Origin of the sequence: Pokkaliibacter plantistimulans (genome assembly GCF_003194385.1) — a bacterium.
Taxonomy (GTDB): domain Bacteria; phylum Pseudomonadota; class Gammaproteobacteria; order Pseudomonadales; family Balneatricaceae; genus Pokkaliibacter; species Pokkaliibacter plantistimulans.
Genome location: NZ_LAPT01000082.1, coordinates 93,309 through 118,242, shown reverse-complemented (window position 1 = coordinate 118,242; position 24,934 = coordinate 93,309). Strand labels below are relative to the sequence as shown.

Sequence of the window (24,934 nt, the reverse complement as noted above, 5' to 3'; positions counted from 1 at the left end):
TCAACTGCTTCTCCCTCTTCTCTGCCAATTTGACACGTTAGTGGGTGCTGACCGGCTGCCATTGCTGCAACAGCGCCCCGACGCGTTGCACATCCGGGGTGGAGAATCCCTCGCTGAACTTCTCGTAGACCGGCGCCAGCAGTCCATAGGCGTCGGACTGGCGGCCCTGGCTGTGCCAGAGCTCCGCCAGACTGGTAGCACTGCGTAGTTCCCAGATCAGTGCTCCTTGTTCCCGTGCAATCTGCAGTGCCTTTTGCAGTACCTGCTCGGCACTGTCGGTATCAGAGGCTGGCTGCGACAACAGCTGATCGGCCTTTATCCTCAATAACTCGGCCGTGGCCCAGCCGGTCAGCCCACGCTCTGCGCGCTCCAGCAGTGCCGGGCTGGCGAAGCTGGCTTTCATGGTGGCGATAAACTCGCCAATCATGGTGGCCGGTGGTTGAGGCGGCTGTGGATAGGGGCCAGTGCTGTCCACCAGCGGCAGATAGAGGCGCTGGTAATACGGTACCCAGTTCTGGAAAAACACCACGGCGTGCCGGTGAGTCAGCTGCGCCAGCAGGGTAAGCCGCTGAATGGCCAGCGGGTGCTTGCCATTGTGGAAGGCGATGACAAAACCCGCCATGCACAGGGTGTAGCAGATGGACGTGGCGTGATCGATGCGAGTAGCGCGCTCCAGCGCGCGTGTCGCGACCGCGCAGGCCTGCTCACCCAGTCCCTGCAGCCAGAGGATACGCGCCTGCAGTGTCAGGGTAGCGACGTGCAGATCATACTGAACGCCCAGATTGTGTGTGACATAACAGGGATCATGCTGGTCTGGCAGCTGGCTGCCGATGCTGTCCAGCAGCAGTCGTGCCTCCCGCTGTTGCCCGGCATAGTGCAGTGCCAGCGCCTGCAGACGGTGGCTGGTGATCCACAGGACCGGTTCGCGTTGCCAGTTCAGCTTCCCGAACAGCTGACCCTGTTGCAGTCCGGCAAGATAGTCGCCGCGACTGAGGTTGATGGTCATCTGGCCGGAGATGGCCTGCAGTTGTCCCATCCGATGCTGGCACTGTTCAGCCAGATGGTGTGCGGCAACGAAGGCGGCCCAGGTTTCGGGTGTATCGCCACGGCAATGGAACCAGGCACTGCCGAGCAATAGCTGCAGCTGCATGGTGAGTTCAGCGGAGCGTGCCACCGTTTCGCAACTCAGGGCCTGTTGCAGGTAGCGGCTGTACTCCTGTAGCAGAGACAACTCCTGCCACAACGGCGACGACGCCAGCGTCAGGCTGATGGCCAGCGCATGATGCGCAGGCCGGGACAGAGCCCAGTTCATGGCAGAGCGTAGTTCATTGAGCTGCGCCTCACACTGCTGACGCCAGCCTGGGTTGGACTGCTGCTCCCATTGCCGTCTGGCGTGCTTTATTTGCCGCAGACAGTAGTTGGCGTGATGCTGGGCCGCCAGCTCACTCTCCTCAGCCAGCTGTAGCTGGTTACGCGCATAGCAGCGGGTGGTATCCAGCAGGTAGTAACGGAGCGTCAGGTTGCTGTTATCGACGTTCAGTAATGACTTGTTGACCAGTTCGGCGATGGCAGGCAACAGCTGACTGGCGGCCAGCGATCCCCACGGCACCACCGCCATGGCCGATTCCAGCGTGAAGCGCCCCTCAAAAATGCTCAGCCGGCGCAGACTCTGTTGCGCCTGTTCACACAGCAGCTCATAGCTCCAGTCCAGTGTCGCCCGCAGTGTCTGATGACGGGGCAGGGCGGTACGGCGGCCCTGAGTCAGCAGACGGAAGCTGTTCTGCAGCTGAAACAGCAGGTCACGTAATCCCAGACTGCTGAGGTGGGCCGCAGCCAGCTCGATAGCCAGTGGAATGCCGTCCAGCCGCTGACAAATCTGTACCACCACCGCCAGCTCCTGTGCGTCAGGGACAACGTTGTCGGTACACCTCTGCGCGCGTTCTATAAACAACTGGATGGCGGGAAAGGTCAGGGCTGTCTGCGGTTCCGTCATCAGGGTGGTGGGGTAGGCCAGTGCATTCAGGCGAATAACCTGTTCACCCTCGATATTCAGTGGCTCGCGGCTGGTGCAGAGCATATGCAGATGCGGCGCATGGCGCAGCAGACTGTCGGCCAGCGAGGCAATGCCATCAATCAGGTGCTCACAGTTATCCACTACCAGCAGCATGTGGCGATTTTGCAGGTGTCTGTAGAGCTGAGGCAACGGGTCGCCGTGGGTGGCGGGCAGCTCAAGTACCTTGCTCAATGCTATGCTGATTCCCGACTCGTCCCGCAGTGGGGCAAGGTCGAGCAGCCGGATACCCTGTTCAAACTGGTCGAGCAGCAGCTCGGCGGTACGCAGGGCGACGGTGGTTTTGCCGATGCCCCCGGTACCGACCACACTGACCAGACGCTGCTGGGGTGTCAGGGTCAGCAGCCGGTGCAGCACATCATCCCGGCCCAGCATGCGTGTCAGGCGCGGCGGCAGGTTGTGTTTACGTTCACTGGGGAGAGCAGTAATAGGCTGCTTGTCGCTGATGATGTTAACCGCCAGACAGTAACCGCGCTGCGGCACGGTGACGATATAGCGCTGACCGTGCTGGCCATCACCCAGTGCTTTGCGCAGGGCGGCAATATGCACGCGCAGGCTGATCTCCTCGACGCTGTTATCGGGCCAGACCGTTGCCAGCAATTGTTCCTTACTGACCACTTCCCCGGCGTATTGCAGCAGCACCAGCAGAATATCCAGTGCCCGCTTGCCCAACGTGAGTGGCCGTTCGGCATCAAAGACCAGACGTTGCTGTGGATAAATACGGTAGGAGCCAAAACACACCGCCTGCTCCTGCTGGGGATACGGCACAGCAACGGCAGTCTGCGATCGGTGAGGGGGGAAATAGCTTGAATTCATGGCAGGCTCCTCGATTAGCCAGGGGAATGGCTCCCAGCAAGGCATCTTCAGACGAACTGCTATGTCGGAAGGTAGCGCCTATACAGCGTCATACGTCCAGCGATCAGCCAGCATCCACGGCGGTCCGTTCAGATTGTTCAACCATCTTGCGCAGCAGTGCCTGTCAATGCAACACGACAGACAGGTCTGATGCGTATTTCCTCAGGTGTTAAGCGGTTGTTAATGAGGATTAACAATAGACCGCCAACGACGATTAACAACCATTAACTCGCACATCCAGCGCTGCCAGCCAAAAATAGCCCCACGACACAGGCCAGGGTTCAGGAGAGCCGGCATGAGCAAGGTAGTGGTGGTGTATCACAGTGGTTATGGCCATACCCGGGTGCTGGCAGAAGCCGTGACCCAGGGGGTGGACAGCCAGCCCGACAGTACCGCGCTGCTGCTACCGGTGGATCAGGTACCGCAGCACTGGCAGCAGTTGCACAGTGCCGATGCCATCATCTTTGGCTCCCCTACCTACATGGGCAGCGTGTCTGCCCCGTTCAAGCATTTTATGGAGGCCACATCGGCCTTCTATCTGGCCAGACCCTGGCGCAACAAGCTGGCTGCCGGCTTTACCAACTCCGGTAACCCGTGTGGCGACAAATTCAACACCCTGGTGCAGATGGTCACCTTCGCCGCCCAGCACTCGATGATCTGGGTGGGGCTGGATCTGCTGCCCGGTAACAACACCCGTATGGCGTCGCCGCAGGATCTCAATCGTCTTGGCGGTTCGTTGGGAGCGATGGCGCAGTCCAATCTGGATGAAGGCAGCGACACGGCGCCGCCGGAAGCTGACCGTCTGACTGCCCGGCATCTCGGTGAGCGGGTGGCCAGGCTGGCCGCACAGATGAGCATGAATCAAAGCAACCTGTCATCCCGGCTGGGCTGACCTGATAGGAGAGTACCTCGCATGAACCTGACTCCTCGTCTGCTGGCCGCTGCGCTGGCACTGTCCACCGGGCTGGGCGCTGCGTCCTGCGTGCTGGCGGCCGACAAGCCAACGGTTGAACACCAGACCCAGGCCTTTCTCGATGTGCTGGCCAAGGGCGGTGGCAAGCCCCTCGAGCAGCTGACACCGATGGAAGCGCGTGCCGTACTGACCGGTGCGCAGAAGTCTGTCGAGGTGGATATGTCAGGTATTAGCACCGAGGAGAAGTCCATCGAGGTCAATGGCAAGTCCATCGCGCTGACCATCGTTCGCCCGCAGGGTGTGACGGGGACCTTGCCGGTATTCATGTTCTTCCACGGCGGTGGCTGGGTACTGGGCGATTATCCCACCCATGCCCGCCTGATCCGTGATCTGGTCGTCAACTCCGGTGCGGTGGCGGTGTACGTCAACTACACCCCCTCACCTGAAGCCCAGTATCCCACGGCCATCAATCAGGCTTATGCCGCTACCGCCTGGGTCGCTGCGCACGGTGCCGAGCTGGGTGTCGATGGCACACGGCTGGCGGTCGCCGGTAACAGTGTCGGCGGCAACATGGCGGCGGTGGTGAGCCTGATGGCGAAAGACAAAGGCACGCCGGCCATCCGCTTCCAGGCCCTGCTGTGGCCGGTCACTGATGCTGGAATGGACACCCCTTCCTACAAGGAGTTTGCCCAGGGGTACTTCCTTACCAAACCGATGATGAAGTGGTTCTGGGACAACTACACCACGGACAAGAAACAGCGGGCACAGATCACCGCCTCACCGCTGCGCGCCAGTCTGGCCGAGCTGAAAGGCCTGCCTCCGGCACTGGTGATTACCGCCGCGGACGACGTGTTGCGTGATGAAGGCGAGGCCTATGCGCACAAGCTGGATCAGGCCGGGGTGGCCGTCACTGCGACCCGCTACAACGGCATGATTCACGACTTCGGCCTGCTTAATCCGCTGGCCACGTTGCCTTCCACCCAGTCAGCCATGCTGCAGGCCGGCACTGAGCTGAAGAAGCATCTGCAATAACCCTCAGCCCCGGCTGATCCACACAACGGCAGACAGGAGAACTTCCATGGCTACGTTCACAACGCGTGATGGTGTCGACATTTACTACAAGGACTGGGGCAGTGGTCAGCCCATCGTGTTCAGCCACGGCTGGCCGCTCAATGCGGACAGCTGGGAAGCGCAGATGCTGTTCCTGGCCTCTCAGGGCTATCGGGTGATTGCTCATGATCGCCGGGGCCATGGTCGTTCCAGTCAGCCCTGGCAGGGCAACGATATGGATCACTATGCCGATGATCTGGCCGAGCTGATGGAAGTGCTCGATCTGCACGAGGCGGTACTGTTCGGCTTCTCCACCGGTGGCGGCGAAGTAGCTCGCTATATCGGTCGTCACGGCAGCAAGCGTGTGGCCAAGGCTGGGCTGATTGCCTCGGTGCCGCCACAGATGCTGCAGACGGAAAGCAATCCCGACGGGCTGCCAATGGCGGTATTTGACGGCATCCGTGCCGCGTCGCTGGCCAACCGGGCACAGCTTTACAAGGATCTGGCCAGTGGCCCGTTCTTCGGCTTCAACCTGGAAGGGGCCACGCCCTCAGCCGGGCTGATCGATACCTTCTGGATGCAGGGCATGATGGCCGGGCACAAGAATACCTATGACTGCATTGCGGCCTTCTCGGCCACGGACTTCACCGAGGATCTGCTGAAGTTCGACATCCCCACCCTGATTATCCACGGCGATGCCGATCAGGTGGTGCCGATTGGTACCTCCGCACTGGCTGCCGCCCGACTGATCAAGGACGCCGTACTCAAGGTCTATGCCGGTGCTCCGCACGGCCTGACGGATACCCACAAGGATCAGCTTAACGCTGACCTGCTGGCCTTTATCCAGAGCTGAGCGCGGTCACCCCAAAGCGGTGCAACACCGCCGCCGTTGCTAGCGTTTGACACCGTTTTTTTACCTGTTCCACAGCGGCTGAGGACAGCTGCGTTCTTTCACTACGTCCATTGCAAGAGGATAGACACCATGGCCATCGCCAAAGCGGTACCCGGAAAAACCCTGCTCAACCATGACGATCATACCCTGATCATGATCGACCACCAGTCGCAGATGTCCTTTGCCACCAAGTCCATTGATGCAGTGACCCTGCGTAACAACGCGGCACTGGTGGCCAAGGCCGCCAAGGAATTCGGTGTATCCACCATTCTGACCACCGTGGCCGAGAAGAGCTTCTCCGGCCCGATCTTCGATGAGATCAAGTCAGTATTCCCTGACTACAACGTGATTGACCGTACCACTATGAACACCTGGGAAGACGAGCGCATCGCCGTTGAAGTCAATGAGTACGGCAAAAGCAAGATTGTGCTGGCGGGGCTGTGGACATCCGTCTGCATCGTCGGCCCGGCACTGTCGGCGCTGGATCAGGGCTTTGAAGTTTATGTCATCACCGATGCCTGCGGTGATGTCTCGACCGAAGCTCACGAAATGGCCATCACCCGCATGGTGCAGCTGGGTGCCCGGCCCATGACGTCACTGCAGTACCTGCTGGAACTGCAGCGTGACTGGGCGCGTGGTGAAACCTATGACCAGACCGTGAAGACCTCCATCGCCCATGGCGGTGCCTATGGTCTGGGCCTGATTTACGCCAAGACCATGTTCAACGCTTCTGAAGGGCACTGATCCCGGAGCGAGAGTACGGCGGCCTGCTCCCTGCGGCCGCTATCCCCGACCAGCTGACCAAGGAGAACTGACGATGGCGACTACCCTGACGGACTGGGGCCTGCTGTTTCAGCGGCTGGCCGGGTCCCTGTTGGTGCTGCAGGTCCATGGCCTGCCCAAATTACTGCATTTCCAGCAGCAGCTGACCCAGATTGAAGACCCCTTTGGCCTCGGCGCCAGCCTGACGCTGTGGCTGGCCATCTTTGCCGAGGTGGTCTGTCCGCTGCTGATCATGCTGGGGGTGTTTACCCGGCTTGCCTGCCTGCCGTTGCTGTTTCTGCTGCTGGTGGCCCTGCTGCTGGTGCATCCGCAGTGGAGTCTGGCAGAGGGGCAGTTTGGCTGGCTGTTGCTGATCCTGTTCGGCACCTTGCTGATCAGTGGTCCGGGTCGTCTGGCGCTGGGGCAACGGGTCGCCGGCAGGTTTCCGCTGCTGGCGCGGGTGAGCTGAGTTCTGAACTGTGAAGGGCCGAATGATGAATGAACAGGATGTAGTGACGCTGATCGTGCGTCACCGGATCAAGCCGGGCGTTGATCTGGCGTATGAGCAGTGGCTGCGTCGTACCACGCAGGTGGCTGCCAGTTACCCCGGCCATCTGGGGGTCAATGTGATCCGCGATCTGGACCGCTTTGTCTGTGTGCTGCGCTTTTGCGGCACCACCGAGCTGCAAAGCTGGCTGGACTCCAGTGACCGCAAGCAACTGATTGACGAGGTCATGCCGCTGCTGGTGGAAGGGGACCAGTTTGAAGTCGATGGCGCGCGGGAGTTCTGGTTCACCCCCGGGCAGATTCTGCCGCCGCCGCGCTGGAAGCAGGCCTGCATCACCTTTCTGGTGATTCTGCCCCTGAGCATGTTGGTGCCGCTGCTGTGGCGCCCGGCCTTTCAGCAGTGGCCGTGGCTGGGAGGCTTTGTGCCCAGCAACGTGGTGATCACCCTCAGCATCGTGTTGCTGGTGGTCTACTTCTTCATGCCTCGGGTGACGGCGTTGTTCTCAGCCTGGCTGGAAGGCCGCTCACGCACCTGATCTCCGAATACTTGACGTAGCCGGGCTGTACCAAGGCAACCGGCTGCTGCATCCATCTGCACAGGAAGGGCAAGGTTATGAATGCCGATCTGATTCTGCACAATGGTCGACTGCACACGGTTGACCGCGACAATCCCACTGCCACTGCCGTCGCCATCAAGGACGGCCGTTTCACCGTGGTGGGCAGTGATGCCGAAGCCATGGCGGTACGCGGTGATCACACCAAGGTCATTGATCTTAAAGGGCGTACCGTGATACCCGGTCTTAATGACTCCCACCTGCACCTGATTCGCGGTGGCCTGAACTACAACTTGGAACTGCGCTGGGAAGGCGTGCCCTCGCTGGCCGATGCCCTGCGTCTGCTCAAGCAACAGGCAGATGTGACGCCTGCCCCGCAGTGGGTACGGGTAGTGGGAGGCTGGAACGAATTCCAGTTTGCGGAAAAACGCATGCCGACGCTGGAAGAGCTGAACCGGGCGGCGCCGGACACCCCGGTCTTTGTGCTGCATCTGTATGATCGCGCCCTGCTTAACCGCGCTGCCCTCAAGGTGGTCGGCTATACCCGCGATACGCCCAACCCGCCCGGCGGCGAAATCCAGCGTGATGCCAACGGCGAGCCGACCGGCATGCTGATAGCCCGGCCCAATGCCATGATCCTCTACGCGACTCTGGCCAAGGGGCCGAAGCTGCCTCTGGAGTATCAGGTCAACTCCACCCGTCAGTTCATGCGTGAGCTGAACCGTCTGGGCGTGACCAGCTGCATCGACGCCGGTGGTGGTTTCCAGAACTATCCCGATGACTATGCGGTGATTCAGCAATTGGCCAAAGACCAGCAGCTGACCATCCGTATCGCCTACAACCTGTTTACCCAGAAACCCAAGGAAGAGCTGAACGACTTCAGGAACTGGACCAGTTCAGTGACCCTGCATCAGGGCGATGACTTCCTCCGCCATAACGGCGCCGGGGAAATGCTGGTGTTCTCTGCCGCGGACTTTGAAGACTTTCTCGAACCCCGCCCCGATCTGCCAGCCAGCATGGAAGCCGAACTGGAGCCGGTGGTGCGTCACCTGGTCGAGCAGCGCTGGCCGTTCCGTCTGCATGCCACTTACAACGAGTCCATCTCGCGCATGCTGGACGTGTTCGAGAAGGTCAACCGTGACATCCCCTTCAACGGTCTGCCGTGGTTCTTCGATCATGCCGAAACCATCACTCCGCAGAACATCGAGCGGGTGCGGGCACTGGGCGGCGGTATCGCCATTCAGGATCGTATGGCCTTTCAGGGGGAGTACTTTGTTGACCGTTATGGCCATCAGGCAGCAGAGCAGACCCCGCCGATCAAGCGCATGCTGGCCGAAGGTGTGCCGGTCGGTGCCGGCACCGATGCCACCCGTGTCTCCAGCTATAACCCCTGGACGTCGCTGTACTGGCTGGTCAGCGGTCGCACGGTAGGCGGCACCGCACTGTATCCGGAAGGGCTGTCCCGTGAGACCGCGCTGCAGCTGTTCACCCATGGCAGTGCCTGGTTTTCGTCGGAGCAGGGCAAGAAAGGGCAAATCAAAGTGGGTCAACTGGCAGACCTGATTGCCCTGTCCGGCGATTTTTTCAGCGTTGAGGAAGAAGCCATCAAGTGGCTGGAGTCGGTACTGACAGTGGTCGACGGCAAGGTGGTCTACGCCGCCGAAGAGTTCGATGACCTCTGCCCACCCAGTGTACCTGTCATGCCTGACTGGTCACCGGTACACAAGGTGCCCGGCCACTGGCGGCCAGCATCGCCCCTGCTGAAGCAGGTGCACCAGTGCTCAGGCCCCTGTGCGGTGCACGCCCACAGTCATGATCGGGTGCGTACGGCCAATGTGCCGGTCAGTGATTTTCAGGGGTTCTGGGGTGCCTTCGGCTGCTCCTGTTTCGCCTTCTGATCCTGTCCCTGCACTGACCGAACCACACAGCACTCAGCACCTGTTCAGGTTCTGAGTGCTGTTCAGGAGCCTCCCGATGGTTGCCACTGTTCCCCGATTCCCGGCTGTCTGCCTGGGGCTGAGTACCACGTTGGCGCTGGCCACGGCGCACTGCGCCAGTGCGGCTGCGGCAACGTCCCCTCAGCCCCTGCTTGAATGGTCTTTGCTTAATCGCAACTACCTGATCGATAACGACTATCGGGGTGCGGATGGCAACCGGCCTTACCGCCGGGAATGGGCTCATGGCCTGCTGGCCGAAGTGCAGTCGGGTTTTACCCCCGGGTTGCTGGGGTTGGGGGCCGATGTTCACGGTTTTGCCGGTTACAAGCTGGACAGCCAGCACGGCCACGCCGGTACCGGTTTGCTGGCCGCTGACAGTGATGGCGGCAGCGTAGACAGTTACGGTAGCAGCGGCGGGGCAGTGAAACTGCGCCTGCGGCAGACAGTAGTGAAATACGGCGAGATGACGGTGGCAACGCCGGTGTTCGCCACTGCGGACAAGCGCCTGCAGCCGGAATATGCGACCGGCTTCTGGCTGCAAAGCGATGAGCTGACTGGCCTCAGCCTGCAGGCCGGGCACTTTACCGCTTTCAAAAATCAGGACTCCTCTACCTCACACGGCGAGTTCAGTGGCTACGGGGCTTCCACGGCGGGCAGTGCCATCAGTCTGGCAGGGGCCCGATGGGCGGTCAGCGATCAGCTGCACAGCGCGCTGTTTGTGTCGCAGCTGGATGACAACTGGCGGCAGAGTTATCTCAATCTCAACTGGCAGCAGCAGAACCTGCGTGTCGGCGGCAACCTCTATCACAGCCGTGATCAGGGGGAGCGTCGTGCCGGGGCCATCGATACCCTGGCTTACAGTGTGGCGGCCAGTTACCAGCGGGCGTCGCAGGGTTTCATGCTGGCGTATCAGAAAATCAACGGTGATACCCCTTTTGACTTTGTCGGCGGGGACGCCATCGCGCTGGCCAATTCCATCAAATATGCCGACTTCAACGGCGCCCATGAGCGTTCCGTGCAGGCCCGTTATGACTTCGACTTCGCTGCGCTGGGCGTCCCCGGCCTGAGTTTGATGGCACGCTACGTCAAAGGCTGGGGCATCGATGGCACCCATGCCGAGGCGGGCGGTGCCTATAACCCGTTCGACAGTGCCAGTGGTGACTATCAGCCTCAGCAGGGGCAGGGCGGCAAACACTGGGAGCGGGATCTGCAGGTGCGCTATCAGGTGCCTGCCGGTCCCTTCAAGGATCTGTCGCTGTCACTGGCGGAGGTGGGCCATCGCGGTAACGCCGCCCAGGGCGGCGCCAACATCGAACGTCTGTATCTGTTGCTGCAATACCCGTTACGAGGAAGCCTTTGATCATGGCCACGGTTGTTCACTCTCCCTGGAGCCCGCTGCGTCACACGCCCTTTCGCTGGCTGTGGCTGGCCAGTATCGCCTCCAACATCGGCACCTGGATGCATGAGGTTGGCGCTGGCTGGCTGATGACCTCGCTGTCGGCCAGCCCGCTGCACGTAGCGCTGGTGCAGGTGGCGGGCTCCCTGCCGATGTTTTTTCTGGCCCTGCCCGCCGGTGCGCTGGCGGACATCGTCGACAAGCGCCGCTATCTGCTGCTGGTGCAGTGCTGGATGGCGCTGGTAGCCATGACGCTGGCCCTGCTGACGCTGCTGGGGCTGATCAATGTGCCGCTGCTGTTACTGCTGACACTCGGCATGGGTATCGGCACGGCGCTGATGATGCCGGCCTGGTCGGCGCTGACCCCGGAACTGGTGGATAAGGCCGATCTGCCTGCCGCCATTGCGCTGTCCAGTGTCGGCGTCAATCTGGCGCGGGCCGTGGGGCCGGCCATTGCCGGGGTACTGGTCAGCCTCAGCGGACCCTGGCTGACCTTTGCCCTCAACGGCGCGTCGTTTCTGGCGGTCATCAGTGTGCTGTGGCTGTGGCGTCGTCAGCTGACGCCGCCAGTCCTGCCTGCCGAGCGCCTGCTGGGGGCGATCCGTGCGGGCTGGCGCTACAGCCGTTCATCGCGACCGCTGCAGGCGGTGCTGGTACGGGCACTGGCATTCTTCTTTGGTGCCAGTGGGGCAATGTCGATGCTGCCCCTGATTGTGCGGCAGGAGCTGCATGGCAGCGCGGCTGACTTCGGCATCCTGCTTGGCTGCGTCGGCGTCGGCGCGGTATCCGGCGCCATGTTGCTGCCGCTGATTCGCCGGCATCTGCATAACGACCGGCTGGTGGTGCTGGCCTCGGTGCTGTACGCACTGGTGATCTTTGCGCTGGCCTTTGTTCGCCATTTCGCCCTGCTGATTCCGGTCATGCTGGTCAGTGGCGCTGCCTGGATTGCGGTGCTGTCGAGCCTGCAGGTGGCGGCACAAACCTCGGTACCCAGCTGGGTCAAGGCGCGGGCACTGGCAGTCTACATTCTGGTGTTCTTCGGCAGTCTGGCGGGCGGCAGCCTGTTATGGGGCAGCATCGCCAGCCACAGTTCCATCACCTATGCCCTCTGCGTGGCGGGGGCGGTGCTGTTGCTCGGCCTGTGCCTGACGCCGCTGTTCTCCCTGCCAGTGAAGGAAGCCGATGACCTGGCGCCGTCATTGCACTGGCCTGCGCCGGTCGCGCTGGACAGCCGCCATCATGATCGCGGCCCGGTGATGATCAGCGTCGAATACCGTATTGCCGAGGCCGACTGGCCCGCCTTCCAGCAGGCCATGGCTGAGGTACGCCGGATGCGGCAGCGCAATGGTGCTTTCTCCTGGGGGCTGGTGCAGGACAGTGAGGACGCGCAGTGCTGGCAGGAGTTCTTCTTCGACGAGTCCTGGCTGGAGCATCTGCGCCATCACGGTCGGGTGACACGGGCCGAGCAGCGGATCGAGGCAGGTGCCCGGCGGCTGCAGATGGCCGGCACACCGGTGCGTATTCGTCATCTGCTGGCGCCCATGGCCAGCAAGAATCCACCCTCGTCAGCCTGATGAGGGGGTAATGCCGCGGTCGGGGCGTTACCCTGGCCGCTGTGGTACTGACGCGTGGATCTGCGTCAGCCATTTCATGATCAGGAGTCAATGCTATGCAACCTTACAACCGCCTCAACAAAGACGATGCCGTGGTTCTGCTGGTCGATCACCAGACCGGTCTGATCTCGCTGGTACAGGATTTCACTCCCAACGAGTTCAAGAACAACGTGCTGGCGCTGGCCGATCTGGCCAGGTTTTTCCAGCTGCCGACCATTCTCACCACCAGTTTCGAGCAGGGCCCCAATGGTCCGTTGGTGCCTGAGCTGAAAGAGATGTTCCCCAGTGCGCCCTACATCGCCCGCCCCGGTCAGATCAACGCCTGGGACAACGCTGACTTCGTCGCGGCGGTCAAGGCTACCGGTCGCAAGCAGCTGATCATTGCCGGTGTCGTGACGGATGTCTGCGTGGCGTTCCCCACGCTGTCGGCGCTGGCAGAAGGCTTTGATGTGTTTGTCGTAACCGATGCTTCCGGCACCTTTGACAAGACCGTACAGCAGGCTGCCTGGGCACGCATGAGCGCTGCCGGTGCGCAGATGATGAACTGGTTTGCCGTGGCCTGCGAGCTGCACCGTGACTGGCGCAACGACATTGAAGGGCTGGGCCATCTGCTGTCAGAGCGGATTCCCAACTACCGCAATCTGATGAACAGCTACGCTGCCCTGACCGCCAGGTAAGCGCCTGCCTGATACCACCTGAGGTGATGGCTGCCCGGGTGGTCGAGCACCGTCAGCACCCGTGCTGACGGTGCGTTCTGCCCCTTTCTTTTACCGACGGAGACGCTGTAGATGAGCAAGATGACCCACGCCAATGGTGCGCCGGTAGCCGACAATCTCAATATTCAGACCGCTGGCCCGCGTGGCCCGGCGTTGCTGCAGGATATCTGGCTGCTGGAGAAACTGGCGCATTTCGACCGCGAGGTGATTCCCGAGCGTCGCATGCATGCCAAGGGCGCGGGCGCTTATGGCAGTTTTACCGTCACTGCTGATATCAGCCGCTACACCAGAGCCAGTCTGTTTGCTGAGGTGGGCAAGCAAACACCGGTGTTCCTGCGCTTTTCTACCGTCGCCGGTGAGCGCGGTGCGGCAGATGCCGAGCGCGACATTCGCGGCTTTGCCGTCAAGTTCTATACCGACGAAGGCAACTGGGACATCGTTGGCAACAACACCCCGGTGTTCTTCTTCCGTGATCCGATGCGCTTCCCGGACCTCAACCATGCGGTCAAGCGTGATCCACGTACCGGCGTGCGCAGTGCCACATCCAACTGGGACTTCTGGACGCTGCTGCCGGAAGCCCTGCACCAGGTCACCATCGTCATGAGCGAGCGCGGCATTCCCGCCAGCTATCGTCATATGCATGGTTTTGGCAGCCACACTTTCAGCATGATCAACGCGGCCAATGAGCGGGTCTGGGTGAAGTTTCATTTCGTCTGCCAGCAGGGAATTGCCAGTCTCAGCGATACCGAAGCCGAAGCGCTGATCGGCAAGGACCGCGAAAGCCATCTGCGTGACCTGTACGACAGTATCGAGCGTCAGGACTTCCCGCGCTGGACACTGTGCATTCAGGTGATGAGCGAGGAGCAGGCGGCCAGTCATCCGCACAATCCCTTTGATCTGACCAAGGTCTGGTCACACGCCGACTATCCGCTGATCGAAGTCGGCGTACTGGAGTTGAACCGTAACCCCGATAATCACTTTGCCGAAGTGGAGCAGGCGGCGTTTTCTCCTGCCAACGTGGTGCCGGGCATTGGTTTCTCCCCTGACAAGATGCTGCAGGCACGCTTGTTCTCTTATGGCGATGCACAGCGTTACCGGCTGGGAGTCAACTTCAACAGCATTCCGGTCAATGCTCCCAAATGTCCGTTCCACAGTTATCACCGTGACGGTGCCATGCGTACCGACGGCAACAACGGCTCGACCCTGGCCTATTACCCCAACAGCTTTGGTGAATGGCAGGACAATCCGCAGCATGCTGAGCCACCACTGCCGCTGCACGGTGATGCGCGGGCCTGGGATCACCGGGTGGATGACGACCACTATGAACAGCCGGGCCAGCTGTTCCGTCTGATGACGCCAGCCCAGCAGCAACGGCTGTTCGACAACACCGCGCGGGCCATGGGCGATGCACCACTGGCCATCAAGCAGCGGCATATCGACAACTGCAGCAAGGCCGACCCTGCCTACGGCGCCGGTGTGGCGGCATCGCTGGAGCGCCTGTCCAGCTGACACTGACAACATGATCCCCGTCGACCACCTGCGGCGTTGTCGGGTGTCGACTTTTCTGGCCAGACCTCCGATACCCGGGGTCTGGCTTTTTTTTTGTGCCGGATTCTTGTCTGGTATATCAGTGTTAAAAATCAGAAGTGCAGTTTTATAGCATGCTGTTCCCTGTTTCTGCCTTTCATCAGCGTGATGCGGACGGCATAAACAAAGCCTATTTATGGTGTTGCTGCACGACGCGATGACCGCGACGGCGGCGAAAAATGCCGGCTTCCTCAGTGGTTTGCCCGAGGCGCCGCTGAAGCAGATCACCCTGCATCAGGTGAATATTGACTCCAGCGAGCAGGGGCTGCTGACGCGCTATGTCGAAGCGGCGATTCGCAGCAGTAAAGATAGTAATCAGGCCGGTGAAGGGGGGGGCAGTGGCCCGCAAGCCAGCCTGCAGATGCTCAACTGATCTGCTGGTGTTATTTGCCTGCGATACTGCCAGGCGGGTTCCGGCGGCATCCGCGCGCTTGCAGCAGTAAACGTGCACCAGTGAAAATGCACTCGTTAAAAAGCGCTAGTGAAAAGTGCGCCAGAAAAAGCGCGGCAGAGAAATTCTGTGGCGGATGAGCGCAGTGCCACCATTCTGATCTATTCTTCTCCTATCCTGATACCCCCATGCTGCACTGCCGTTGCACGGTCGTGCGTTGTCGCCATGTTGCCGGAGAGTCTGTGTGAAACCCAATATCCTCACCACCTGGGTCATTGCACCGTTGTTGTTCGTAATTTTCTTCGTGGTTTTCATCCTGATTGCTGTGTTCGATGTACAGCGTGATGCGGAAAAAACCGCTGAGCAGATGATGCATCAGACCGGGGAATACCTGCTGTCGACCATGATGGTGCTGCAAAAGCTCAACACCATTGCCGATGCGCCCTGCAGTGACAGTTTTATCGAGCGCCTGCGGGTTGAGGTGTTCAAGAGTGACAGCGTGCGCGATATCGCCTACGTCGACGGCAACCGGGTGCTGTGCTCGGCGGGCTCGGGCTTCCTCAAGTCTGACGGCCTGCTCGACAAAGAAGACCTGATAGGCGCCATGGAGAGAAAGTTCTGGTTCAACATGCAGCTGATGCAGGCCGGGGTGCGCGTCAGTGTGACCGCGCAGCAGCTGGGCAACTATGTCATCGTTGAATACCCCGGTCACTTCCAGAGCACTATCGCGTCCAGTGCCTATGATTCCGCGGTGGTCGCGGTCTTCCCTGACAGCAGCTACTACTTCGCCTACGGCGATAAAGACATCACCCGCGTACTGCAGCGCCCCTTTGTGCTGGGCGGCGGGGTGGCCTGCAATGACGACCCCAGAACCTACTGCGTCGCGGTGGAAATGCATGATGCCGAGATGCTGGCCTCGGTACTGCCGCTGCTGACGCTGGGGCTGGTGCTCAGCTTCCTGCTGGCATTGCTCGGTAAATCCCTGGCCGATCAGATGCTGGCCAAGCGCTATTCGCTGCAGGGCCGGGTCAGACGGGCACTGGAGAAAGAGCCGCAGAACTTCTATTGCGTGTTCCAGCCGATTGTCGAACTGAGCACCGGCAAGACCATGGGCTGCGAGGTGCTGGCGCGCTTTCAGGATGATATTGGCGGGCTGTCACCCATCGACTTTATCCCGGTGGTGCAGCAGATGCGCCAGACCTGGAAGTTTACCGAGCTGATCATGGCGCGCGCAGTGGAAGAGCTGAACCGCTGTGACTTTCAGGGTCGGGCATTCTATGCCTCTTTCAACGTCTTTCCTGAAGACCTGAGCAAGGACCGGGCAGAGATCATCAGTACCTCCAAACCGCTGGCCGCTGCCCTCAATTCGCCCTTTGATGTGGTGATCGAGATTCTCGAAACCTCCATCGACTACGGCTCGGGCATGCATGAGAGTCTGGAGTTCCTGCGCAAGATGGGTGTGCGGATCGCTATCGATGACTTCGGTACCGGCCATTCCAACCTCAATATGCTGATTAACTTCGAGGCCGATCTGCTCAAGATCGACCGCTCCTTTGTTGATGGCTCGGAAGATCCTGAATCGGTGCGCGCCAAGATTCTGCCGATCATGGTGGAAATCGCCGATACCGCGGGCCTGAAAAAGGTGGCGGAAGGTATCGAGACGCAGGAGCAGGCCGACCATGTGCTGAAGGTGGGCGTCGAACTGGGGCAGGGCTACTTCTTCAGCCGGCCGGTATCCGCTGAGGTGCTGACCAACTATGTGCAGAATCACTAACGACGTCCTGAATCATTAACTGCGTTCAGAATCACTAACCCCTTCACCGTCTGTTCAGACCTTTCCCGCGTTCACAAGGTAACCCGGTAGCTCCGGGTTGCCGCCTTGCTTCTCCTTATTACACCTGTGTGGCTGTTGCCATTACTGCCTGCCGGTGTTGCAGCAGCGGCCTGATACCGGGCTTGTCCATCCTGATTTCAAAACATGCTATGTCATACAAGTTGTTTTTCGCGTTGACCCCAACCGGCTGAAAGCCTGTGCATGATCTGGCGAGCAGGCAGAGCGTGTACAGGTTCTGAGATGGAACACAGATGATGGACAAGATTGATGTGATGGTGGTGTAACGGCCACCTGCCCCCGTCGTTGATTGACAGGCAGCGCCGGGGCATGGCTGCTCCGGCGTTTTGCCAGGTGTCTTGCCTCTCCTCATTCTCCTTTTCTCCTTTTCTCCTCTTTCCCATTCCACTCAGTAAAGACACGCCTCTGCGCTGTTGTCAGCAGGGTCTGTCACCGCCTCGTCATCACTTTGTCATCATTCTGCGTCAGGCTGTATTGCCATATATATGAAAATTCATATATAAAATCAGCCCGAATCACTGGCCAGAGATAGCTGCAAGTATTAGCAATGGTGTGCCAGTGCCGGTCTGAATATCTGGAAATTCATATTTATACGTAACGGCAGAACGGAACTGACCTGAGGCATGACTGAACTACTCACTCCCACTCTGGTATTCAAGGCGCTGGCGGATGACACCCGCGTGCGGCTGATGCTGCTGATCACACGGGAAACGGAACTCTGCGTGTGTGAGCTAATGTGCGCGCTGGAAGAGAGCCAGCCGAAGATTTCCCGCCATCTGGCGCAGTTACGCAGTGCCGGGCTGCTGGCGGATCGCCGGCAGGGCCAGTGGGTGTACTACCGGCTGCATCCGGCTCTGCCCGACTGGGTACACGAGATGCTGCAGTCCACGCTGGCCGCCAACCGCTTCTGGCTGAGCCAGGAAGTGCAGCGCCTGCAAGTGATGCATGACCGCCCCGTGCGCTGCTGCTGAGCACGCAGGGCGACCCTTTTTATGACTGTCCGGCCGGGCTGAACCGGCGGTGGAGCACATGATGAACAACACAATCAAGGTAGGTATCAATGGTTTTGGCCGCATCGGCCGTCTGGCGCTGCGTGCAGCCTGGGACCGTGAGCTGTTCGAGGTAGTGCAGATTAACGATCCGGCCGCCGATGCGGCCACTTTCGCCCACCTGCTGAACTTCGACTCGGTACACGGGCGCTGGTCACGGGAGGCCAGCAGCGAAGGCGAGGAGATGATCATCGACGGCAAGCGCATTCAGGTCAGCAGCAACAAGGCCATTGCCGATACCGACTGGTCCGGCTGTGATGTGGTGATTGAAGCCAGCGGCAAGATGAAGACGGTGGAGGTGCTGCAGGCCTATCTGCAGCAGGGCGTCAAACGGGTGGTCGTGAGCGCGCCGGTGAAGGAAGCCGGTGCACTGAATGTCGTCATGGGCGTCAATGATCACCTCTATGATCCGGCCCTGCACCGCATTGTCACCGCGGCGTCCTGCACCACCAACTGTCTGGCGCCTGTGGTCAAGGTGATCCACGAACAACTGGGTATCCGCCACGGCTCCATTACCACCATTCATGATCTGACCAATACCCAGAGCATTCTGGATCAGCCGCACAAGGATCTGCGCCGTGCCCGTGCCTCAGGCATGAGCCTGATCCCCACCACCACCGGCTCAGCGACGGCCATTGCCGAAATCTTCCCGGAGCTGCGCGGGCGGCTGAACGGTCACGCGGTGCGGGTGCCATTGGCCAACGCCTCACTGACCGACTGTGTGTTTGAAGTCGAGCGTGCCACCTCGGCAGAAGAGGTTAACAGCCTGCTGCATAACGCCGCGGCCAACGAGCTGCAGGGCATTCTGGGTTTTGAAACCCGGCCGCTGGTGTCGATGGATTACCGCACCGACCCCCGTTCCTCGATCATTGATGCGCTGTCGACCATGGTGATCAACCAGACTCAGGTGAAGATCTATGCCTGGTACGACAACGAGTGGGGCTATGCCAACCGTACCGTCGAGCTGGCGGCAAAGGTCGGACGCGCTGATCAGGCAGGCGGTTGATATGGCTGCGGCGTTGTCCCGACTGGCTCCCGAGGTACGTCAGTACCTGCTGATCACCGGCAACTACTGGGCTTTCACCCTGACCGATGGCGCCCTGCGCATGCTGGTGGTGCTGCATTTTGACAGCCTGGGCTACAGCCCGCTGCAGATTGCCCTGCTGTTTCTGTTCTACGAGCTGTTCGGGGTGATCACCAATCTGGTCGGAGGCTATCTCGGCGCCCGGCTGGGTCTGAACCGCACCATGAACCTGGGCCTGCTGATGCAGGTGGTGGCACTGTCGATGCTGGCGGTGCCCGCCGCCAGCCTCACGGTGCCCTGGGTGATGACGGCGCAGGCGCTGTCAGGCATCGCCAAGGATCTCAACAAGATGAGCGCCAAAAGTGCCATCAAGACACTGATCCCCGCCGGTCAGCAGGGCCGTCTGTATCAGTGGGTGGCGCTGCTGACCGGCTCCAAGAATGCCCTCAAGGGCGTCGGCTTCTTCCTCGGTGGTGCCTTGCTGGTGTTGCTTGGCTTCAAGGGCGCGGTGCTCGCGATGGCCGCCGTGCTTGGCGTGATCTGGCTGGCCAGTCTGGTGATGCTGCGCAGTGATCTGGGCAAGGCCAAGGCCAAGCCCAGGTTCAGCGATATGTGGTCCAAGAGCCGGGCCATCAACGTACTATCAGCGGCCCGGCTGTTTCTGTTTGGCGCCCGTGATGTGTGGTTTGTGGTGGCCCTGCCGGTTTATCTCAGTCAGGTCTTTGGCTGGGATTTCTGGTCGGTCGGCGGCTTTATGGCGCTGTGGGTGATGGGCTATGGCGTAGTGCAGCCAGTGGCGCCCTGGCTGACCGGCAAGAAGCAGGGGCGGGTGCCGGATGGCCGTGCGGCCTGCCTCTGGGCATTGCTGCTGACCGCTATTCCGGTACTGATTGCACTGGGCCTCGGTAGCGGGCAGGACGCGCACTGGGTACTGATCGGCGGTTTGCTGGTGTTCGGTGTGCTGTTTGCCATCAACTCCTCGCTGCACAGTTATCTGATTGTGTCCTATGCCAAGGAAGACGGCGTCTCGCTGGACGTGGGCTTCTATTACATGTCCAATGCCATGGGCCGGCTGCTTGGTACTCTGCTGTCGGGCTGGCTGTATCAGAGTCAGGGACTGGCCTGCTGCCTGTGGGTATCCGCGCTGTTCGTGTTGCTGGCGGCGATACTGTCGGTGGGACTGCCACGGCACAAAACAAAAGTGGTCGGGGCAGGAACATAACGGCGGGCGGGTAGTCTGAACGCAGACGGCCCGGTAGCGGGCCGATGCGGCTGGCACTTTCCCGGCAGCTGTCCACCCTTTTGTTTTCTGGCAACGTCAGTCAGCCTGTCGCACTGGCGTGCTATTCCCAACCAAGGAGTCTTTGATGAAAACCACCCCGGCCCTTTGGCAGTCCGTTATGCGGGGTTCGCTGCTGACCCCCATGCTGCTCGGCCTGAGCATGGCCGCACAGGCAGAAGAGCTGCCCGCACCGATCAAGGCGATGGAAGCCAAGGGCCTGCGTATCATGGGCAGCTTCGATGCGCCTGCCGGGCTCAAGGGGTACGCCGCGGAATACCAGAAGCAGGGGCTGGCACTGTATCTCACCGCCGATGGTCAGCACGTGCTGACCGGGCAGCTGCTGGATGCCAACGGCAAGGACATGACCCGCGCGCCGCTGGAGCAGCTGGTGTATAAGCCCATGTCGGCCGAGACCTGGCAGGATCTGCAGAACACCCGCTGGATTCAGGATGGCCGCACCGATGCGCCGCGTGTGCTGTATATGTTCACCGATGCCAACTGCCCGTACTGCCACCAGTTCTGGGAAATGTCACGGCCGTGGGTCGCCAGTGGCAAGGTACAGATTCGCCATATTCTGGTGGGCATTATCCGCGCTGACAGCAAGAACAAGGCGGCTACCCTGCTGTCCGCCAAAGACCCGGTCACTGCGCTGAAGGACTATGAGGACTCACCGTCCAGCCAGCGGGCCAAAAGTGATGCGGAGGTGCCTGCGGCCATCGGTAAGCAGCTGGATGCCAACCTGGCCCTGATGTCATCACTGGGGCTGAATGCTACGCCCTCCATTCTTTATCTCGATGACAACCAGATTCTGCAGGCGCAGCGCGGTGTGCCCGGTGAGCTGACCATTGACAGTGTCATGGGGCCGCAATAAGCGCGCACGGCGACCAGTGCCGCCGCTCACACCGCGAGCGGCGGGGCAAAATGCTGGCGTACCAGCGTAACAAAGCTCTGCAGCAAGGCGGACTGATCATCACGCCGACGGCTCATGATGATGGGCGACACCAGCCCTGATTCGGCAATCGGCACGTACACCAGATCATCGCGGTGCATCCGCTGCACCACTGATGGCACCAGCGTAATCCCCATCCCTGCAGTGACCAGACCGATGGCGGTCTGCAATTCATTGGCAAACTGCGCCACCTGAATCGGGTGGCCATGGCTGCGGAAGGCTTCGATCACATGGTCGGCATAGCTTGGTCGCGGACGTCCGGGGTAGAGCACAAACGGCTCGCGGGCCAGCTCCCGCAGGCTGACCTGTTCGCCGATAAGACGATGGCCCACCGGCAGTGCGGCCACCAGCGGGTCTTCGGTCAGCACCTCCTGAATCACGCTGGGGTCATCGATGATGATGCGGCCAAAGCCGATATCGATACGGCCATTCTTCAGTGCCTCCACCTGCTGCAGCGTGGTGGATTCTGTCAGCCCCACATCCAGCTCGGCATCACGACGCAACGCCCGGATCAGCTCCGGCAGGGCGCCGTACAGGGTCGAGGGGGCAAAACCAATACCGAACCAGTGCCGCTGACCAAGACCGATGCGACGGGTGCTTTCGCTGATCTCGCCGAGCTGCGACAGCAATTGGGTGGTGTGCTGGTAGAAATAGCGCCCGGCCTTGGTCAGCTTCAGCGGGCGGGAGTCCCGTTCGATCAGGCTGACGCCCAGCTCTTCCTCCAGCTGCTGAATCTGTCTGCTGAGCGGCGGCTGGGCAATGTGCAGACGCTCGGCGGCGCGGGTGAAATTGAGGGTTTCGGCTACGGCATGAAAGTACCGCAGGTGTCGAAGCTCCATGATACCTCCAGGGTATTGTAGGCAACCAAAACGATATTAGACGCCATACGAAAGGGGAGGCAACATCGGCACATAACAACAAACAACCTTGTGGATATGCCATGCACGAGTTCGCCATCACCGCGGTAGAGACCTTACTGGTTGATCTGCCCACGATCCGCCCCCACCGCCTGTCGATGACCACCATGCAGGGACAGACGCTGGTGCTGGTACGTCTGCGCTGTGCCGATGGTCACGAAGGGTTGGGTGAAGCCACTACCATCGGTGGTCTGAGCTACGGCGCGGAAAGCCCCGAAAGTATCAAGGCCAACATCGACACCTATCTGGCGCCGCTGCTGGTCGGTCAGGATGCGCGCAACATCAATGCCGCCATGGCCCGCCTCGATAAGGCGGTGAAGAACAATACCTTCGCCAAGTCCGCCATCGAAATCGCCCTGCTGGATGCTCAGGGCAAACGACTGGGCCTGCCCCTCAGCGAGCTGCTTGGTGGCCGTCTGCGTGACGCAGTGCCCGTGGCCTGGACACTGGCCAGTGGCGATACCGGCCGTGATATCGACGAAGGCGAGCGCATGCTGGCAGAGCGCCGCCACAATATCTTCAAACTGAAAATCGGTGCCAACAGCCCAGCCGCGGACATTGCCCATGTCGCAGCGATCAAGCGTGCCGTTGGCAATCGCGCCAGTGTGCGGGTTGACGTCAATCAGGCCTGGGATGAGTCCACCGCCCTGCGTGCCATTCCGGCGCTGGCTGATGCCGGCGTTGATCTGGTCGAACAGCCCATTTCCCGTCACAACTTTGCCGGTCAGGTACGTCTGGCGATGCGCAGCCCGCTGCCGATCATGGCCGATGAGTCCATTGAGTGCGTGGCCGATGCCTTCCAGCTGGCGCAGGCCGGTGCCGCACCGGTGTTTGCCCTGAAACTGTCGAAAAACGGTGGCGTAAGCCGCGTGCTGAAAACCGCCGCCATCGCTGAAGCCGCCGGGATTGCCCTGTATGGCGGCACCATGCTGGAAGGGGCCGTGGGCACGCTGGCCGCGGCCCATGCCTTTGCCACCCTGTCGCAGCTGACCTGGGGGACCGAACTGTTCGGCCCGCTGCTGCTGACCGAGGAAATATTCCAGCAGCCGCTGCGCTATGCCGACTTCCAGTTACAGCTGCCGACGGCACCGGGCCTTGGCATCACCCTGGATGAAGAGCGTCTGGCTTATTTCGCCCGTGACCTGCGCTGAAGGCATCGGCTCAGCCCTTGGAGTATTCGCCCTGACGGGCAACTGAATTCAACGAAGCAGGAGTCAACCATGCTTTTTCATGTGGAAATGACCGTCAATCTGCCGCCGGATATGGATCCGGATAAAGCGGCAGCCATCAAGTTGAAGGAAAAGGAAATGGCTCAGCAGCTGCAGCGCGACGGCATCTGGCGTCACCTGTGGCGTGTGGTTGGGCAATATGCCAACGTGAGCGTTTTCGATGTCCGCGATGGCGCCCAGCTGCATGAGATTCTCAGCAGTCTGCCGCTGTTCCCGTATATGGACATCAAGGTGCAGGCGTTGTGCAGACACCCGTCTTCCATCCATGAGGATGACAGATAACGCGCCTACCGATCTGCGGCAGGCTGCTAGCAAGCACATGGCCGAGCCAATGATTCCCACTGACAAAAACAATTAAGCAGATGAGGAAATACCCATGACCGTCAGTATCGCCAAAGAATCCTTTGTCACCGCCTTTCTGGAACAAGTCAGTGGCTTTGACAACGACCAGGGGAATCCCCGTGCCAAGCAGGTGATCAACCGCCTGCTGACCGACCTGTGCTGCGCCATCGATGATCTGGACATCCGTCCGGAGGAGTTCTGGATGGCCGTCAACTATATCAACGAACTGGGCACCAACAAGGAAACCGCCTTGCTAGCGGCCGGTCTGGGTCTGGAGCACTACCTTGACCTGCGTCTGGACAAGGAAGACGAGCTGGCCGGTGAAACCGGTGGCACTCCCCGTACCATCGAAGGCCCGCTGTATGTGGCCGGTGCGCCGCTGAGCGATGGCGAAGCCCGTCTGGATGATGGCAGCGAAGAAGGTGAAGTGCTGTTCATGCAGGGACAGGTCAAGGATATGGACGGCCAGCCCATCGCCGGTGCCATCGTTGATGTCTGGCACGCCAATGGTCTGGGCAACTACTCCTACTTCGACAAGTCACAGTCAGACTTCAACCTGCGTCGCCGTATCCGCACCGATGAGAATGGTGTTTACCGCTTCCGCAGCACCATTCCTGTCGGTTACGGCTGCCCGCCCCAGGGTTCCACTCAGGCACTGCTGAACCTGCTTGGCCGTCATGGTCAGCGTCCGGCGCATATCCACTTCTTTATCTCTGCCGATGGCTATCAGCACCTGACCACCCAGATCAATCTGGATGGCGACAAATACCTGCACGATGACTTTGCCTACGCTACCCGTGATGAGCTGATCGCTCAGATCTCTCACAACAGTGATCAGGCTGCGGCCCGTGATCGTGGTGTGGATGCACCTTTTGCCGAGATCGACTTTGACTTCACGCTGCGTGCTACCGAAGCGAAAGAGAAAGAAGCACGTGGTGCCCGTCTGCGTGCGCTGGAAAGCGTGTGAGGCGGAAAGCAACGCCGTGAACTAGTTCCACTTCGATAGCTTTCACACCTGTGAATTGGCCGCTCTGCAAAGCGGCCTT

At 60.4% G+C, this 24,934-nt stretch carries 22 protein-coding genes; 20 read left to right on the top strand and 2 right to left on the bottom strand.

The features are described from left to right. Positions 1–37: 37 nt before the first annotated feature. Positions 38–2,887: an ATP-binding protein gene (locus WH50_RS17050; RefSeq protein WP_110188421.1), complete on the bottom strand. Its 2,850-nt coding sequence runs from the start codon at positions 2,885–2,887 to the stop codon at positions 38–40. 334 nt (positions 2,888–3,221) lie between these two features. Here WH50_RS17050 and WH50_RS17045 point away from each other — a divergent pair, with 334 nt between their 5' ends. From WH50_RS17045 to dsbG, 17 genes are all read left to right on the top strand, one after another. Further along, on the top strand, positions 3,222–3,818 hold the full coding sequence (locus WH50_RS17045) for a flavodoxin family protein (protein ID WP_110188420.1): 597 nt from the start codon (positions 3,222–3,224) through the stop codon (positions 3,816–3,818). A 21-nt stretch (positions 3,819–3,839) separates the two neighbouring features. Next, on the top strand, positions 3,840–4,871 hold the full coding sequence (locus WH50_RS17040; protein ID WP_110188419.1) for an alpha/beta hydrolase: 1,032 nt from the start codon (positions 3,840–3,842) through the stop codon (positions 4,869–4,871). Positions 4,872–4,917: 46 nt separating this feature from the next. Next, a complete protein-coding gene (locus WH50_RS17035) occupies positions 4,918–5,742 on the top strand; it encodes an alpha/beta fold hydrolase (RefSeq protein WP_110188418.1) in 825 nt (274 codons plus the stop codon). A 129-nt stretch (positions 5,743–5,871) separates the two neighbouring features. After that, positions 5,872–6,525, top strand: a complete 654-nt coding sequence (locus WH50_RS17030) for a hydrolase (RefSeq protein WP_110188417.1) — start codon at positions 5,872–5,874, stop codon at positions 6,523–6,525. A 73-nt stretch (positions 6,526–6,598) separates the two neighbouring features. Then, positions 6,599–7,012 carry a DoxX family protein gene (locus WH50_RS17025; protein WP_110188415.1) on the top strand — a complete coding sequence of 138 codons (414 nt, stop codon included), beginning with the start codon at positions 6,599–6,601 and terminating at the stop codon, positions 7,010–7,012. A 22-nt stretch (positions 7,013–7,034) separates the two neighbouring features. Continuing rightward, positions 7,035–7,586 carry a putative antibiotic biosynthesis monooxygenase gene (locus tag WH50_RS17020; protein WP_207780359.1) on the top strand — a complete coding sequence of 184 codons (552 nt, stop codon included), beginning with the start codon at positions 7,035–7,037 and terminating at the stop codon, positions 7,584–7,586. 77 nt (positions 7,587–7,663) lie between these two features. After that, positions 7,664–9,502 carry an amidohydrolase gene (locus tag WH50_RS17015; protein WP_110188413.1) on the top strand — a complete coding sequence of 613 codons (1,839 nt, stop codon included), beginning with the start codon at positions 7,664–7,666 and terminating at the stop codon, positions 9,500–9,502. A 76-nt stretch (positions 9,503–9,578) separates the two neighbouring features. Next, positions 9,579–10,901, top strand: a complete 1,323-nt coding sequence (locus WH50_RS17010) for an OprD family porin (RefSeq protein ID WP_110188411.1) — start codon at positions 9,579–9,581, stop codon at positions 10,899–10,901. A gap of 2 nt (positions 10,902–10,903) precedes the next feature. Continuing rightward, entirely contained in the window at positions 10,904–12,511 is a 1,608-nt protein-coding gene (locus tag WH50_RS17005) for an MFS transporter (protein ID WP_110188409.1), read from the top strand. Between the two features lie 95 nt (positions 12,512–12,606). Then, positions 12,607–13,227, top strand: coding sequence for an isochorismate family cysteine hydrolase YcaC (gene ycaC / locus WH50_RS17000; RefSeq protein WP_110188407.1), 621 nt, complete (start codon positions 12,607–12,609; stop codon positions 13,225–13,227). Between the two features lie 111 nt (positions 13,228–13,338). Then, on the top strand, positions 13,339–14,775 hold the full coding sequence (locus tag WH50_RS16995; RefSeq protein ID WP_110188405.1) for a catalase: 1,437 nt from the start codon (positions 13,339–13,341) through the stop codon (positions 14,773–14,775). A gap of 214 nt (positions 14,776–14,989) precedes the next feature. Continuing rightward, positions 14,990–15,226, top strand: coding sequence for a hypothetical protein (locus tag WH50_RS16990; protein WP_110188403.1), 237 nt, complete (start codon positions 14,990–14,992; stop codon positions 15,224–15,226). 262 nt (positions 15,227–15,488) lie between these two features. Further along, entirely contained in the window at positions 15,489–17,018 is a 1,530-nt protein-coding gene (locus WH50_RS16985) for an EAL domain-containing protein (RefSeq protein WP_110188402.1), read from the top strand. Positions 17,019–17,719: 701 nt separating this feature from the next. Further along, the gene (locus WH50_RS16975; protein ID WP_104151843.1) at positions 17,720–18,067 is read left to right on the top strand and encodes a metalloregulator ArsR/SmtB family transcription factor; all 348 of its coding nucleotides are present in this window, start codon (positions 17,720–17,722) and stop codon (positions 18,065–18,067) included. Positions 18,068–18,125: 58 nt separating this feature from the next. Then, positions 18,126–19,151: an ArsJ-associated glyceraldehyde-3-phosphate dehydrogenase gene (locus WH50_RS16970; RefSeq protein ID WP_243410148.1), complete on the top strand. Its 1,026-nt coding sequence runs from the start codon at positions 18,126–18,128 to the stop codon at positions 19,149–19,151. Position 19,152: 1 nt separating this feature from the next. Continuing rightward, a complete protein-coding gene (gene arsJ, locus WH50_RS16965) occupies positions 19,153–20,391 on the top strand; it encodes an organoarsenical effux MFS transporter ArsJ (RefSeq protein WP_110188396.1) in 1,239 nt (412 codons plus the stop codon). A gap of 145 nt (positions 20,392–20,536) precedes the next feature. Further along, positions 20,537–21,322: a thiol:disulfide interchange protein DsbG gene (dsbG, locus tag WH50_RS16960; protein WP_207780358.1), complete on the top strand. Its 786-nt coding sequence runs from the start codon at positions 20,537–20,539 to the stop codon at positions 21,320–21,322. Positions 21,323–21,348: 26 nt separating this feature from the next. On the opposite strand, the gene WH50_RS16955 is transcribed toward dsbG, so the two are convergent. Then, the gene (locus tag WH50_RS16955) at positions 21,349–22,239 is read right to left on the bottom strand and encodes a LysR family transcriptional regulator (RefSeq protein ID WP_110188394.1); all 891 of its coding nucleotides are present in this window, start codon (positions 22,237–22,239) and stop codon (positions 21,349–21,351) included. A gap of 101 nt (positions 22,240–22,340) precedes the next feature. On the opposite strand from WH50_RS16955, the gene WH50_RS16950 reads away from it, so the two are divergent. From WH50_RS16950 to catA, 3 genes are all read left to right on the top strand, one after another. Next, positions 22,341–23,468, top strand: coding sequence for a muconate cycloisomerase family protein (locus tag WH50_RS16950; RefSeq protein WP_110188392.1), 1,128 nt, complete (start codon positions 22,341–22,343; stop codon positions 23,466–23,468). Between the two features lie 69 nt (positions 23,469–23,537). Further along, positions 23,538–23,828 carry a muconolactone Delta-isomerase gene (gene catC / locus WH50_RS16945; RefSeq protein WP_104151838.1) on the top strand — a complete coding sequence of 97 codons (291 nt, stop codon included), beginning with the start codon at positions 23,538–23,540 and terminating at the stop codon, positions 23,826–23,828. A 94-nt stretch (positions 23,829–23,922) separates the two neighbouring features. Then, positions 23,923–24,855 (top strand): catechol 1,2-dioxygenase, encoded by a 933-nt coding sequence (gene catA / locus WH50_RS16940; RefSeq protein WP_110188390.1) that lies wholly within the window; start codon positions 23,923–23,925, stop codon positions 24,853–24,855. The last annotated feature ends 79 nt before the right edge of the window (positions 24,856–24,934 follow it).

Coding starts and splice junctions, on each gene's coding strand:
- WH50_RS17050 (WP_110188421.1), bottom strand. CDS start 2,887: ATGAATTCAAGCTATTTCCCCCCTCACCGATCGCAGACTGCCGTTGCT.
- WH50_RS17045 (WP_110188420.1), top strand. CDS start 3,222: ATGAGCAAGGTAGTGGTGGTGTATCACAGTGGTTATGGCCATACCCGG.
- WH50_RS17040 (WP_110188419.1), top strand. CDS start 3,840: ATGAACCTGACTCCTCGTCTGCTGGCCGCTGCGCTGGCACTGTCCACC.
- WH50_RS17035 (WP_110188418.1), top strand. CDS start 4,918: ATGGCTACGTTCACAACGCGTGATGGTGTCGACATTTACTACAAGGAC.
- WH50_RS17030 (WP_110188417.1), top strand. CDS start 5,872: ATGGCCATCGCCAAAGCGGTACCCGGAAAAACCCTGCTCAACCATGAC.
- WH50_RS17025 (WP_110188415.1), top strand. CDS start 6,599: ATGGCGACTACCCTGACGGACTGGGGCCTGCTGTTTCAGCGGCTGGCC.
- WH50_RS17020 (WP_207780359.1), top strand. CDS start 7,035: ATGATGAATGAACAGGATGTAGTGACGCTGATCGTGCGTCACCGGATC.
- WH50_RS17015 (WP_110188413.1), top strand. CDS start 7,664: ATGAATGCCGATCTGATTCTGCACAATGGTCGACTGCACACGGTTGAC.
- WH50_RS17010 (WP_110188411.1), top strand. CDS start 9,579: ATGGTTGCCACTGTTCCCCGATTCCCGGCTGTCTGCCTGGGGCTGAGT.
- WH50_RS17005 (WP_110188409.1), top strand. CDS start 10,904: ATGGCCACGGTTGTTCACTCTCCCTGGAGCCCGCTGCGTCACACGCCC.
- ycaC (WP_110188407.1), top strand. CDS start 12,607: ATGCAACCTTACAACCGCCTCAACAAAGACGATGCCGTGGTTCTGCTG.
- WH50_RS16995 (WP_110188405.1), top strand. CDS start 13,339: ATGAGCAAGATGACCCACGCCAATGGTGCGCCGGTAGCCGACAATCTC.
- WH50_RS16990 (WP_110188403.1), top strand. CDS start 14,990: ATGGTGTTGCTGCACGACGCGATGACCGCGACGGCGGCGAAAAATGCC.
- WH50_RS16975 (WP_104151843.1), top strand. CDS start 17,720: ATGACTGAACTACTCACTCCCACTCTGGTATTCAAGGCGCTGGCGGAT.
- WH50_RS16970 (WP_243410148.1), top strand. CDS start 18,126: ATGATGAACAACACAATCAAGGTAGGTATCAATGGTTTTGGCCGCATC.
- arsJ (WP_110188396.1), top strand. CDS start 19,153: ATGGCTGCGGCGTTGTCCCGACTGGCTCCCGAGGTACGTCAGTACCTG.
- dsbG (WP_207780358.1), top strand. CDS start 20,537: ATGAAAACCACCCCGGCCCTTTGGCAGTCCGTTATGCGGGGTTCGCTG.
- WH50_RS16955 (WP_110188394.1), bottom strand. CDS start 22,239: ATGGAGCTTCGACACCTGCGGTACTTTCATGCCGTAGCCGAAACCCTC.
- WH50_RS16950 (WP_110188392.1), top strand. CDS start 22,341: ATGCACGAGTTCGCCATCACCGCGGTAGAGACCTTACTGGTTGATCTG.
- catC (WP_104151838.1), top strand. CDS start 23,538: ATGCTTTTTCATGTGGAAATGACCGTCAATCTGCCGCCGGATATGGAT.
- catA (WP_110188390.1), top strand. CDS start 23,923: ATGACCGTCAGTATCGCCAAAGAATCCTTTGTCACCGCCTTTCTGGAA.